Consider the following 13,040-nt stretch of genomic DNA (forward strand, 5'->3'; position numbering starts at 1 on the left):
TGGGCGCATTGCCGTCGACGGTTCGTTGAGATCGCCAAAACCCAAAGCAAGCCGGGGCTCGCGGCACAGGCGCTGCAATGGATCGCCCAGCTATACGCCATTGAGGCGCGAATCAACCATCAAACCCCTGACCGTAAATATGCGGCGCGCCAAGCGGAGACCTTGCCGGTATTAGCGCAGTTCCGTCAATGGTTGGAAGGCAACGTCATCGGTTTGCCGACTCAGGCACCGCTTGCCAAAGCGTTCGGCTACGCGTTACGTCATTGGCAAGCGCTGATTCGCTACACAGAGAGCGGTGTTCTGTTACCGGACAACAACGCTTTAGAACGGCAAATCCGGCCGATTGCGCTTGGAAGAGTCAACTGGACCTTCGCGGGCTCACCGCGAGGCGCTCGTGCGACGGCCACCATGTATTCATTGCTCGGCACGGCTCGCTTAAACGGTTTCGAACCGTATGCATGGCTGAAGGAAACACTAGAGAAGTTGCCGTCGTATCCCGTCAATCGCGTGCATGAACTGCTGCCGCTTGCCCGCTAACCACCCCGACCTTCATGGACATCCTGGACTCCCTTCGGCAGGCGCCCAGCGCCGAGTTATATCGCCTCTATCTGACCATCGGCAAAATGCTCGATGACCCCCGACGCATTCTCGAAGTCCGACAGCGGTTGCACATCGGCATGACTGTCAGATACATCGGTGACGATCCGTTGGGACCGCCTTCGGAAGGCACTATCACCGAGCTGCGACATACGCAAGCGGTCGTACAGGACAACGTGACTCGACGCCGATGGGCAGTGTTGTATGCGGCGATTATCGTCGATGCCACCGCAGCCCCAATTCAAAACGAAGCGCCGCCACCGCGCCCGCGTCCCGAAGAGTTCTTCATCGGCGACACCGTCGGATTCACCGACAAGCATCTAAACGAGCGTGTCGGCACCGTCGTCAGGCTGAACTCTAAAACGGCGTCGATCGCCGTGACAGACTCCGAAGGACACTGGCGCGTCTCGTACGGTCTATTACGGAAAATCCTCGATATCTGATTGAAGTCCTGTCAACACGGGATGCGCTGACGGATACGCAGGTAATGCCAGACCGTCGTTGTCGAGGCGCCGACCGCATCGGCGATCTCCCTCTGGTTGCGATTGCACTCGAAATGCAACCGCAGCACTTCCCTGATTTTGCGCATGGTCAACCTGACATTTGCCATTCGGCACCCCCGACAGAATTGTCGAGCGTGCCACTGTTGACCCGCGTCGCCGCCACCTCGAAATCCTGTTCGCGATGGCGTGGAAACCTTGTTCTTTTTGCCGTGGAATCGGCATTCACTTTGCCGTGGAATTCGTGTTCTTTTTGCCGTGGAATTCCTGTTTACTTTGGCGTGGAATATTCAGGCGGAGTCACGGACTGCTGCATCGTTGATCTGTTCCGGATGCCGCGTTCCACCTATTTGCTGTCGGGACAAATCTAGGTGATGGCCGGTACACGCGGCGGAAGTCGCACTGTCGCGAAACTTGGGATGCCAGCGCCGACCCAATTTACGGCGCGCCTCGCCGCTGTCGTCACCGCCATCGCGATTGTCGACTAAGGACGGATCCGGATCACCGCGCGGCGTCGAAGCGAAGCGCCACATCGACGCTGGCGAACTCATTCCCCATGCACAATCTGATAACTGGATGTCGACAGCAGCAGCCGGACCGTGCGAGTGCCTATGTGTCCGACGGCTTTCCTCGCACGCTTGGCGCAAGCCGAGTCAATGAAGGACGCGGGCTTTGAGAGCTTTGGCCACTTTGAATGTGCGCTCGAGAACGGGGTCAGGCTTCGAAATGAATACGACTGCTTCTTCCTCATTGCTGACTATCAGCTGTCGGACCTTTCGAACGACCTTCCGCGGGCAACGCCGTCTGGGAGATAGCCTTTGATCGGCTGCCCGTCGGGCTTAACCCAACGTTCGAGATTCGTTGTACAGCGCAGCCACCACCTATCGCTTACGTCGCGACGGCCGCGAGGTACAAGTGTTGCGTTAGATATATCATTTCCCGATGATCGCTGCGATACCGCAGGTACGCGATGCAGTATCGCGGCCAACGGGTACGCCCGGAGACAAAACGGGATTCCGCATACAGGAGATTGACGATGGTCTTCGACAAGCTATTAACCCAGGCAATTCTCGGCACAGCTTCTGATGCAATTATTGCGAGTGACCAGGACGGCGTGATTCACTTCTGGAATCAGGGCGCCGAGCGGATTTTCGGCTATGCAGCCAGCGAGGCGGTGGGGCAATCGCTCGACATCATTGTCCCGCCGGACTTTCGTCAGCGTCACTGGGACGGCTATCGTCGGGTGATGCAAACAGGCGAGAGCCACTTTGACCGCGGGGATCTGTTGTCGGTACCCGCGAACCGTAAAGACGGTACGCGCATTTCGGTGGAGTTCTCGATCGTCCCGTTAAAGAACCATGAAGGGCGGGTCGATGGCATGGCGGCCATCATGCGGGACGTGACGAAGCGCCAAGCAGAGATGCGCGCGCTGAAGGCACAGCTCGCGAGGACCGGAATGGCGCCGTGAGGTGACCATCGTGCTTTCGTGCCTTCATTGCTTTCGCTGAGCACCAGCCTGTGCTGGCCAGCATGATGTGCATGATGCCGGGCGCACTGCGACAGGCAGATTTCGACAGGCAGATTGACGCCAGCGGAGCTGCCCGGCGCCGCAGTACCGGACAGCGTGTCTCAGGCAAGCTGGAAAGAGTCATTTCGGACCGGGCGGACGCGGGTTCGGTGTTGCACCGGCGCCACGTCACTCATCGGGTTGGCCAGGCACGAGCCGACGTCGCCCGCACGCTGTCTCTTCGTCTCTTCTCATTCGGGCATACACCAGAATATCGAAAGATCAGCGGTTACTCCTCCGACAGATGCGAAAGAACGTCTCGCAACACGATCGCCTGGTTATGCTCCTCGTCCTTCGCGCCATAGACCAGCGTAATTGGCTGCCCCTTCGCATCAGCAAGGAGGCTCCGCATGCGTTGCTGCTGTTCTTGAGCATCGAGTTCAAGACGGTAGCGTCGCTGAAAAGCTTCCCATCGAGTGGGCGTGTGTCCAAACCATTTGCGCAAGGCAGCGCTTGGCGCGAGGTCGCGCGCCCACTGACCAAGCGCCAGTATCTCCTTGCTGCGTCCGCGAGGCCAGAGGCGGTCAACGAGGACGCGATAGCCGTCTTCCGGTGTCGCATCCTCGTATGCCCGCTTGACAAAAATCTTCAGGCTCTTCCGTTTCGCGTGTGGCATTTCCTGCTCCGTTCAGACCAGTGTCCCGATACGCGTTACCCGGCCGGTCCCAGGTCTTGCGCGACGAGCAGGTCAACCCTCTCGCGCAGCATGGGAAGGACTTCGCTTTCGAACCACGGGTGCCGTTGGAACCACGGCTGGTTGCGCGGGGACGGGTGCGGCAACGGAACGAAGGCTGGCGCGTATTCCTTCCACGCCCTCACTGTTTCCGTGAGCGACGTCTTGCGTCGGCTGCCGAGAAAATGCTGTTGCGCATACTGGCCGATCAGCAAGGTCAATTGAATCTCCGGCAGCTTTTCCAGCAGGCTGTCCAACCACAGTTGCGCACACTCGCGACGCGGTGGTTTGTCACCGCCGTTGCCGCGCCCGGGATAACAGAATCCCATCGGAATAATCGCGAACTGCGACTCGTCGTGAAATAAGGTCGCGTCGATTCCGAGCCAGTTCCGAAGACGGTCGCCGCTCGCGTCATCCCACGGAATGCCTGATGCGTGCACGCGCGCCCCCGGCGCGTGTCCGACAATCAGGATGCGCGCATCGGCCCGCGCGCGTACGATGGGGCGAGGACCGAGTGGCAGATGCGGCACACATACGCGACAGGCACGCACGTCAGCCAGAACCGCATCGAGTGAAGAACACGGGTGTTTACTCATTTTCTGGCCATTTCATTTCCAGGTCGTCGTCATGGTGTTTGCGTCGCCCACCAGCGATCCCCTGCAACTCGCCGGAACTGACAAGTACGACGGTCACGAGTATCGAAGCGTTCTGGAATGCTGTGAGTGCATGCGGGACGCCGGCGGCCAGATAGATAAGGTCCCCGGCATGCAGGATCTGGTGGCCTTCATTCATCTCGAGATCCACTTCACCTTCGATGCATTGCACCGTGACCGGGCCATCAACCGAATGCACAGGCATCCCTTTGCCAGCCGGAAGAACGATCCGCATGACTTCAAGGCGCTCCTCCTTGAACAGCGCCGTGGTCGGAGTCTGTTCAAGCATGTCCCCCAGCGGTAACAGGCTCGCAATTTCGCCCGACGAAAGATGTGAGATGGCCACCCCGTCTCTCCTTGGCATACAACCCGGTCAGGGTCGGCAAGTCGGCGTGGATCGCCAGGCTACCTGCCGCGCGTCTTGCAATAGCATACTCCGCACGACGCCGAAAACCTGGACCGCGGCAGGCAACGGATAGCGCGCACCGGCGCCTATCGCCAGATCCACGCCGGTGGATCGCTGGCTGGAAATGACTGGTCGGATGCCATATCGACCGGATCCAGTGCAGGGAAAGACTGCTCCCACTGCTTCAGGTCGTCCTGCTGCTGACCGGTCGACCGACGGGTGCCAGTTTGCCCCACACCGGTGACCGGCCCGGGTGTCAGTCGTGGGCCGTGTAGATGGGCAAAGGGTCTCATGGTCGTTCTCCAACGGGTTTCGATGGACTCGCGGACAGATTGGCGTCGTCGCAGGCGGGTTCGATCGCAAAGTTCAGGTGTGCGCCGACTCCCGACTGGCGTCTGTCCGGTGCCCGACACTTGCGCGTTCGAGCGATGACGTTTGGGCCAGCAGGACCGGGAGGTCTGGTCGCGTGTCGCGCGCGGGTTTGATCGATAGAAAACACACGATAGCGGACATGTGACCCGCCATTACACCGCGCGGCGCGCGAGCATCGATCTGATCTGGCCGATGGCATACGCGGGATTCAGGTTCTTCGGGCAGATGTCGGTGCAGTTCAGGATCGTGCGACAACGAAAAAGCCGGTAAGGATCCTCGAGATTGTCCAGTCTCGCCTGCGTGGCCATGTCACGCGAATCGACGATGAACCGGTAGGCCTGCAGCAAGCCGGCGGGTCCGACATACTTGTCCGGATTCCACCAGTACGACGGGCAGGCCGTTGAACAGCACGCGCACAGGATGCACTCGTACAGGCCGTCGAGCTGGTCGCGTTCTTCGGGACTTTGCAGGCGCTCCCGTTCCGGCGGCGGCGTATCGTTGATCAGATACGGCATCACCGAGTGATACTGGTTGAAGAACGATGTCATATCGACGATCAGGTCACGGATCACGGGCAGACCGGGCAGCGGCCGCAGGACAATCCGCGACGGCAGATCGTTCATGTTGATCTGGCATGCAAGACCGTTCCTGCCGTTGATGTTGATGGCGTCGGACCCGCAGATGCCTTCACGGCACGAACGCCGTAACGAAATCGATTCGTCGACCGACTTCAGCCTGACGAGGACGTCCAGCAGCATCCGGTCGCGCGGATCGATGTCAACCTCGAACGCCTGCATACGCGGCCTGGTATCCGTGTCCGGGTCATACCGGAAGATCTCGATCACGCGGCTGTCACTCATCGTGCATCTCCACTTTGTGTTCCGGGTTCCGAGCCGGTGATGCTGCTCCCGGGGGACGGCATTCCGCTGTTACGGATCAATAAGGCAGCCGGCGAGCTGGTTGCTTTTCACTCCCATCGTCAATGCCCGCCGGAGCCGCCCGCTCCGCTGTAATAACCCGATGGAGCTGGGCAAATCGCTCATCCACCGGGCCCTCGAACAGAGGATCCGGTTGTCCGCCCGCATTAACAAGTTCGATGGCATGCCAGTCGTCATCGTCGAGATAGCGTAACGCGGCGGGAAACAGCGTCAGCTCTTCGACAGTCATGTTATGCCGCAGCCGCTCCGCGTAGAGACGGACGTGGATTTCGACCAGTTCCTGTGACATGTTTTCTTCACGGGCCGCCGCTTCCAGATCCTGGAGAAGTTCGTGACCCTGCGAAATCAGTGTGACGTGTTGCGCCTCGATTTCCCGCGCAATCTCGCCGGACAAGGCGTTCTTGCCCCGCAGTTTCTCCGCGATGCGATCCTCGATTGCATGGTGGGCCACATCGGGAAAGCGTGTCAGGTAGTAAAGCGCATCCACCAGCAGCGCGATGTTCGGGGAGCCCGGATCGGTGCGCAGTGACCGCTCGTCGTTGAGCAGTTGCACCAGTCGGCCCAGCCTGCCATGTTCGGCCTGCAGGCGCTCAATGACCGTGGGCATGGGGCGCCTCGTCAGGGTTCGGGTTCGCATTCTCCGACATCGTGTCGAGTGCCAGCGCTGAATGCGCATACGCCGCACCAGCACGCATCTCGGCCGCGACCCAGATGGCCTCCATGATCTCCTGTCCGGTCGCGCCGCTTTTCAGGGCGGCCGCCGTGTGGCCGCGTATGCAATACGGGCACTGGGTGACATGGGCGACCGCCACGGCAATCAGCTGTTTCGTCTTCGCGGGCAGCGCGCCATCGGCGAAAACGCTGTCGCTGAATGCCTTGAACGCAGCAAGCGGTGCGGGCGCCAGTTGCTTGCGCCTTGCGGCGATTCCGGGATTCGACGGCGGATACATTGCTTTGTTCATGGCCTGGCTCCCAATGCTGGTTCAATGACGGCGTCACAACGTGGACGTCGAATGCACACCATGTCCGAATGCAGGCGACGCAGGGAAGCTGCCGGCCGCCGCGCTCATCCGCCACTACCCGTGCGGACTCCGGATCAACCTTTGCTGATCTTCGCCTTGTAGCCTGCGTCCTCGAACGCAACCAGGAATTCCTCGGCCATCATCCAGGAGTCAACCTTTACGGTTCTGCCATTAACGTTGACATTGACCTTTGCGTCGGGGTCAACCGCGCTGATGGCCCGGGCAAGCGTCGGTGCGTCGCCATCACCGGTCATCTTCTCCACCTCGAATTCCATATGTTCCAGTTCCATGCGCTGCTCCTTGGCTTCAGGTTATCGGCCTGGCGGCGGTTATTCAACCAGCGGCGGCGTCTCGAACGTATGGAACGGCGCCGGACTCGGCACCGTCCATTCGAGTCCTTCGGCGCCGTCCCAAGGCTTGTCAGCCGCCTTGGCGAGACCGGTGCCGCGATAGGCCGGCAATGCAACGAAAAACAGGAAATAGACCTGCATCAGGCCGAAGCCGAATGCGCCGATCGTGACCACCTGGTTCCAGTTGGTGAACTGCGCCGGGTAGTCGGCATAGCGACGCGGCATGCCGGCCAGGCCCAGAAAATGCATCGGCAGGAACGCGACGTTGAATGTAATCATCGTGCCCCAGAAATGGATCTTGCCGCGCAGTTCGTTGTACATGTGTCCTGTCCATTTCGGTGACCAGTAATACCAGCCCGCGAACATCGCAAACAGCGACCCGGCCACCAGCACATAGTGGAAATGGGCGACGACGTAATACGTGCCGTGCAGCGCGATGTCGAGCGGCGCCATCGCCAGAATCAGGCCGCTGAAGCCCCCGATCGTGAACACGAAGATGAATCCCACCGCGAACAGCATCGGCGTTTCGAACGACAGGGAGCCCCGCCACATCGTTGCCACCCAGTTGAATACCTTCACACCGGTCGGCACGGAAATGAGCATCGACGCGTACATGAAAAACAGCTGGCCGGTGACCGGCATGCCGGTGGCGAACATATGGTGCGCCCATACCATGAACGACAGGACCGCAATCGCCGCCACGGCATAGACCATCGAGCTGTAGCCAAACAGCGGCTTGCGCGAAAACGCCGGGATGACCTGCGAAATGATCCCGAACGCCGGCAGGATCATGATGTACACCTCGGGATGTCCGAAGAACCAGAAAATATGCTGGTACATCACCGGATCGCCACCGCCGCCCGCATTGAAAAATGACGTGCCGAAATGGCGGTCGAACAGCAGCATCGTGATCGCACCCGCCAGCACCGGCATCACAGCGATCAGCAGATAGGCGGTGATAAGCCAGGTCCAGACGAACATCGGCAGCTTCATCATTGTCATGCCGGGCGCGCGCAGGTTCAGGATCGTCACGATGATGTTGATCCCGCCCATGATCGACGACGCCCCCATCAGGTGTACCGCGAAAATCGTCATGTCCATGCCCGGGCCCATCTGGATCGACAGGGGCGCGTACATCGTCCAGCCGGCTGCTTCCGCGCCACCCGGCGCAAAGAAGGAACCTATCAGCAGGATCGCCGCGGGAGGCAGGAGCCAGAAGCTGAAATTATTCATCCGCGCGAAGGCCATGTCGGCCGCGCCGATCTGCAACGGGATCATCCAGTTCGCAAAACCGACGAACGCCGGCATGATCGCGCCGAAGATCATCACCAGGCCGTGCAGTGAAGACAGCTGGTTGAAAAATTCGGGCCGCATGATCTGCAGGCCCGGTTCGAAGAGTTCCGCCCTCAGCATCAGCGCCATCACGCCACCCGACAGGAACATGGTGAACGCGAACAGCATGTACAGCGTGCCGATGTCCTTGTGGTTGGTGGCGAGCAGCCAGCGACGCCAGCCGTGCGGCAGTGTGTGTGGGGGGTGTTCATGGGGAATCGGTATCGCTGTGCTCATCGGATCCACGCTCCAGCTGGTGAGGAAGGCACTGGGTCGACCGGCAGCGTCCCGAGTGAGCGCCGATCGTTCTGACGCGGAGCAGGTCACCTCTCTATGCGCTGCGCCAGCAGATTCGCGTGCACAAGGATGCTGCATTGCCATTCCATGATGAACGCGTCCGGCGTCGCCAGACTTGTACGGCGCCTCCTCTCTTGTGCGTCATGAACTTCGGCAATTCAATTGAATTTAAACTATGTCACAACATGATCTATAGTGAAATGCACCGAAGCACCATGAAAGTGTGCCGGTGAATGCGCTGCAGCGCCTGCGCGCCCCGATATCACTGCACGGCACGTAGCACCGAACGGAGGCATCCGTCATGACGACAAGATTCAAGGTTGGCGATCATGTAACCTGGAATTCGGAGGCCGGCCATGTGAGCGGCATGATCATCAAGGTGCATACGAGAGACACCGCCTACAAGGGGTACACCCATCACGCCAGCGTGGACGATCCACAGTACGAGATCCAGAGTGACAAAACCGACCATATCGCGATGCACAAAGGTGGCGCGCTGAAAAAGATGGCTTCCTGAGAGACGTTGACTGCTACCGTACAGACGGGTCGTCAACGAATGTGAAACCCTGTTGCTGCGAGCCTGCGTGCATCGGCCATTTCGGGTGCGTTGCCGTGAGGCGTGCACGCGGGTACAAGGAACGGGCGCAACAGAACGGGCCGGGTTGTGACAGGACAGCAGATGCCGCAATGCGCTTCGCCCGTCGCGAACTTTGTCTGGCGATCGACGGAGGATACCCATGCGCACTCCCGCGAGCATCTGCAGGCATCCCATCCATCCGATGCTGGTCGTCTTTCCGATCGGTCTCTGGATTTTTTCCCTCGTCTGCGACGTCATCCGCCTCACCGGTGCCCCAGGAGAAGCGTGGTCCACCGTCGCGCTTTACAGCATGGTCGGCGGCCTCATCGGTGCGCTCTGCGCGGCGATACCTGGATTTATCGACCTGCTCTTCTACAAGGGTGGTGCCCCACCGGTCAGGAAAATAGCGCTGACCCACATGGCGATCAATCTGACGATCGTCGTGCTGTATGCGATCAATATCTGGCTGCGGATGCGAAGCTTTGTGAGCGTGAGTCCGGGCCTGAGCACGCCGGTTCTGCTTTCGATTGCCGGTGTCGCGTTGCTTTTTGTGTCAGGCTGGCTAGGCGGCCAGATGGTGCATGTCTACGGGGTGGGTGTCGAAGGACGGGAATAGCGGCGTGCTGCCGCGGCTGTCCTGAACAGTGGCGGGTGGGAAACCTGTCGCACATCGTCGACGTCAGGAGAATCGGATGAACGAACCTGCGAATCAACTCAGCGGACCCGACCTCGCCGGAGGCGTCGCGCTTTCAGAAATTACCGACGGTGCGATGCTGCAGGGACACGCCCACGGCGAGCCGGTATTGCTCGTGCGGCGCGCGGACGAACTGTTCGCGATCGGCGCCGTCTGCACGCACTACGGTGCTCCACTGGCCGACGGGATGCTGGTCGACGACACGGTCCGCTGTCCCTGGCATCATGCCTGTTTCAGCCTGCGCACCGGCGCGGCGCTGCGCGCGCCGGCGCTTGATCCGGTTGCGTGCTGGCGTGTCGAGCAGCGGGACGGCACCGTGTATGTTCGCGACAAGCTCACGCCTGTCGAACCAGAGCCATTGCCGGCAGCGTCCGGCACGCCGCAATCGATCGTTATCGTGGGTGGTGGCGCGGCAGGCAATGCCGCCGCCGAGACGCTCCGTCTCGAGGGATATACAGGGCGCATCACGCTGCTGAGCGCCGATCCATCAGGGCCGTGTGACCGGCCCAACCTGTCGAAAGGCTTCCTCGCGGGCACCGCGTCCGCGGAGTCGAATCCGCTGCGTCCACTGGCGTTCTACCAGGCGCATCACATCGACCTGAAACTGGATGCGCCCGTCACTACGCTCGACACGAGGAGCAGGCATCTGCAACTCGTGGACGGCACCCGTGTTGTCTACGATGCACTGCTCCTCGCCACCGGCGCCGAGCCGGTGCGGCTCGAAGTGCCGGGTGCGGATCTCCTGCATGTGCACTATCTGCGCACGCTCGCCGACAGCCGCGCACTTGTCACGAGCGCGCTCACTGCGAAGCGGGCGGTGGTGATCGGCGCGAGCTTCATCGGACTCGAAGTGGCCGCATCGCTGCGAGCGCGCAATGTCGAGGTGCGCGTGGTTGCGCCGGATACCGTTCCCATGGAGAAAATCCTCGGACCAGACGTCGGAAACTTCATCCGCGAGCTTCACGAACGCCACGGCGTGACGTTCCACCTCGGCACCACAGCGATTTCCATCGACCCGCAGGGCGTCCAGCTGAAGAGTGGAGAAACACTTCCTGCCGATCTTGTCGTGATCGGCATCGGCGTACGGCCGGTGATCTCGTTCGCTGAGAAGGCGGGCCTGCTCATCGATCGCGGCATTATCGTCAACTCATACCTTGAAACGAGCGTCCCGGGCATCTTCGCGGCGGGCGACATTGCCCGCTGGCCGGACCGGCTCACCGGCGAGCGCATCCGCGTCGAACACTGGGTGGTGGCCGAACGCCAGGGGCAGACCGCGGCACGCAACATGCTCGACCGGCGCGAGCCGTTCGACGCCGTGCCGTTCTTCTGGACCGAGCAGTACGATTTCGGTCTCGCTTATGTCGGCCACGCGAAGCACTGGGATGAGGCCGAGCTCGACGGGCAGCTCAATGCCGGGACGCAGGCATGCACGGTCACCTATCGTCGCGGTGGCAGGAAGCTGGCCGTGGCTGTCGTTCACCGCGATCTTGAAGGTCTGCGCGCGGAGGTCGAGTTCGAGAGGACGGTCGCCGCGACAGACTGGCGACATGCGGGTACGGTGATCTGAAGGAAGCACAACAGGTACGGGCAAAAGGCCGACGCAATACGCGATGGCTGCACGACCCGGAATCAGGCGGACGCTGGAATGAAATACAGGGACTACTACGAGGTTCTCGGACTGCCACGCGCCGCGACGCAGGACGAGGTCCGGCGCGCGTATCGCAAGCTCGCGCGCAAATATCATCCGGACATCAGCCAGCAGGCCGATGGGGAGGACCGTTTCAAGGAACTGGGCGAGGCCTATCAGGTCCTCAAGGATACGGAGAAACGCGCAGCCTATGACCGTTTGGGCCGCCAGTGGCAGAACGGCCAGGATTTTCAGCCGCCGCCCGACTGGGACGAGGGCTTCGAATTCAGCCGCGCGGGCAACCCGCCCAGCGCGAATGCCGATTTCAGTGAATTCTTTGAAGCGATGTTCGGCGGTGCGCACACAGGCGGGCGTTCGCGGCAAACGGAAAGGCATGGCGCGGCACCCGATCGCGGCGCCGCAACCGCGGACGATCTGGAGGATGCCTATCGTGGCACGCAGCGCCCGATCCCCGGACAGGATCATCACGCCAGAGTCGTGATCGATCTGGTGGACGCCTATCACGGCGCGCAGCGTTCCATTTCGCTGCAAATGCCGGTCCTCGATGTGCACGGTCATGTCATCCTGCAACCGCGTACGCTGAACGTCACCATTCCCAGGGGCGTGCGGGCCGGGCAGCACCTGCGCCTTGCCGGTCAGGGCGACGCCGGCCTGGCACACGGACCGGCAGGTGACCTGTATCTGGAAATCGGCTTCCGCGAGGATCCGCGTTTTCGTGTCGACGGACGCGATATTTCGCTCGATCTACCGGTGGCGCCCTGGGAGGCCGCACTCGGTGCCCAGGTAACCGTTCATACTCCTGATGGCTCGGTCGAGCTGACCGTGCCAGCGGGATCGGCCGGCGGCTGCGGCTCAAGGGCAAGGGGATTCCGGGGAAGACGCCGGGCGACCTGTACGTCATATTGACGATCATGCTGCCGCCGGCCGACAGCGACAGCGCGCGGGCGGCCTACGAAGCGATGCGGCAGGCGTTCCACTTCGATCCGCGCGCGCATTTTACGGGTGGTCGACCATGAAAGAATCGGTGACGGTCTTTGTGGAAGGTGAGATTGTCGAGGAAGACGTGGAGTTCACGCTCGTTGAATTGTGCCGGGCAAGCGGCGCGTCGGAAGAACAGCTGACGTTATGGATCGCAGAAGGCGCAGTCGAGCCGCAAGGCACCACGCCGCGCGAATGGCGTTTCAGCGGCGCTGCGCTGAAACGCGTGCGAACCGCCCGCCGGCTCGCACAGGATCTCGAGATCAACGCACCAGGCATTGCGCTCGCCCTCGACCTGCTCGATGAAATCAACGCATTGCGAGCGCGTTCCAGGCGCGCGTCCGGTCGTTGAGCGTATTTTTCACGTTCCTCATCGACTCGATGGCGCGCTAGACACGAGGCCCAGGCATGGTTGGCCAGCCGGCTAACCTGAATC

General features: G+C 61.1%; 15 protein-coding genes and 1 pseudogene. 8 read left to right on the plus strand and 8 right to left on the minus strand.

The annotated features are described in order from the left end of the window. The 3 genes from AWB66_RS29190 to AWB66_RS29205 all read left to right on the plus strand — a co-directional run. On the plus strand, window positions 1–537 hold a 537-nt coding region (locus tag AWB66_RS29190; RefSeq protein ID WP_143328364.1), incomplete at its 5' end, for an IS66 family transposase. 14 nt (window positions 538–551) lie between these two features. Beyond that, window positions 552–1,040, plus strand: a complete 489-nt coding sequence (locus AWB66_RS29195; protein ID WP_087633532.1) for a hypothetical protein — start codon at window positions 552–554, stop codon at window positions 1,038–1,040. A gap of 1,093 nt (window positions 1,041–2,133) precedes the next feature. Further along, window positions 2,134–2,565 carry a PAS domain-containing protein gene (locus AWB66_RS29205; RefSeq protein ID WP_087633534.1) on the plus strand — a complete coding sequence of 144 codons (432 nt, stop codon included), beginning with the start codon at window positions 2,134–2,136 and terminating at the stop codon, window positions 2,563–2,565. 328 nt (window positions 2,566–2,893) lie between these two features. Here AWB66_RS29205 and AWB66_RS29210 read toward each other — a convergent pair whose 3' ends face one another. The 8 genes from AWB66_RS29210 to ctaD all read right to left on the minus strand — a co-directional run bounded on the left by AWB66_RS29210 (window position 2,894) and on the right by ctaD (window position 8,647). After that, window positions 2,894–3,280, minus strand: a complete 387-nt coding sequence (locus AWB66_RS29210; RefSeq protein WP_087633535.1) for a DUF488 domain-containing protein — start codon at window positions 3,278–3,280, stop codon at window positions 2,894–2,896. A gap of 35 nt (window positions 3,281–3,315) precedes the next feature. Beyond that, complete coding sequence (locus AWB66_RS29215; RefSeq protein ID WP_087633536.1) at window positions 3,316–3,933, minus strand: uracil-DNA glycosylase family protein; 618 nt, start codon at window positions 3,931–3,933, stop codon at window positions 3,316–3,318. After that, window positions 3,926–4,336 carry a cupin domain-containing protein gene (locus AWB66_RS29220; protein ID WP_087633537.1) on the minus strand — a complete coding sequence of 137 codons (411 nt, stop codon included), beginning with the start codon at window positions 4,334–4,336 and terminating at the stop codon, window positions 3,926–3,928. Before AWB66_RS29220 ends, AWB66_RS29215 begins: the two co-directional genes overlap by 8 nt. A 584-nt stretch (window positions 4,337–4,920) precedes the next feature. Next, complete coding sequence (locus tag AWB66_RS29225; protein WP_087633538.1) at window positions 4,921–5,628, minus strand: succinate dehydrogenase/fumarate reductase iron-sulfur subunit; 708 nt, start codon at window positions 5,626–5,628, stop codon at window positions 4,921–4,923. Between the two features lie 76 nt (window positions 5,629–5,704). Further along, on the minus strand, window positions 5,705–6,313 hold the full coding sequence (locus tag AWB66_RS29230; RefSeq protein WP_087633539.1) for a hemerythrin domain-containing protein: 609 nt from the start codon (window positions 6,311–6,313) through the stop codon (window positions 5,705–5,707). After that, window positions 6,297–6,668 (minus strand): carboxymuconolactone decarboxylase family protein, encoded by a 372-nt coding sequence (locus AWB66_RS29235; protein ID WP_087633540.1) that lies wholly within the window; start codon window positions 6,666–6,668, stop codon window positions 6,297–6,299. Before AWB66_RS29235 ends, AWB66_RS29230 begins: the two co-directional genes overlap by 17 nt. Window positions 6,669–6,802: 134 nt before the next feature. Then, window positions 6,803–7,018 (minus strand): heavy-metal-associated domain-containing protein, encoded by a 216-nt coding sequence (locus tag AWB66_RS29240; RefSeq protein WP_407642340.1) that lies wholly within the window; start codon window positions 7,016–7,018, stop codon window positions 6,803–6,805. A 39-nt stretch (window positions 7,019–7,057) separates the two neighbouring features. Next, window positions 7,058–8,647 (minus strand): cytochrome c oxidase subunit I, encoded by a 1,590-nt coding sequence (gene ctaD / locus AWB66_RS29245; protein WP_087633541.1) that lies wholly within the window; start codon window positions 8,645–8,647, stop codon window positions 7,058–7,060. Between the two features lie 361 nt (window positions 8,648–9,008). Between ctaD and AWB66_RS29250 the strand changes: the two genes are divergently transcribed. From AWB66_RS29250 to AWB66_RS29270, 5 genes and pseudogenes are all read left to right on the plus strand, one after another. Further along, on the plus strand, window positions 9,009–9,224 hold the full coding sequence (locus AWB66_RS29250) for a hypervirulence associated TUDOR domain-containing protein (protein WP_087633542.1): 216 nt from the start codon (window positions 9,009–9,011) through the stop codon (window positions 9,222–9,224). 220 nt (window positions 9,225–9,444) lie between these two features. Beyond that, entirely contained in the window at window positions 9,445–9,900 is a 456-nt protein-coding gene (locus AWB66_RS29255) for a DUF2231 domain-containing protein (RefSeq protein ID WP_087633543.1), read from the plus strand. 76 nt (window positions 9,901–9,976) lie between these two features. After that, a complete protein-coding gene (locus AWB66_RS29260) occupies window positions 9,977–11,545 on the plus strand; it encodes an FAD-dependent oxidoreductase (RefSeq protein WP_087633544.1) in 1,569 nt (522 codons plus the stop codon). Window positions 11,546–11,623: 78 nt separating this feature from the next. Continuing rightward, a pseudogene (locus AWB66_RS29265) lies at window positions 11,624–12,642 on the plus strand (DnaJ C-terminal domain-containing protein). Next, window positions 12,639–12,956: a chaperone modulator CbpM gene (locus tag AWB66_RS29270; protein ID WP_087633545.1), complete on the plus strand. Its 318-nt coding sequence runs from the start codon at window positions 12,639–12,641 to the stop codon at window positions 12,954–12,956. Before AWB66_RS29265 ends, AWB66_RS29270 begins: the two are co-directional and overlap by 4 nt. The last annotated feature ends 84 nt before the right edge of the window (window positions 12,957–13,040 follow it).

Source organism: Caballeronia telluris, from assembly GCF_001544495.1.
Lineage (GTDB): Bacteria > Pseudomonadota > Gammaproteobacteria > Burkholderiales > Burkholderiaceae > Caballeronia > Caballeronia telluris.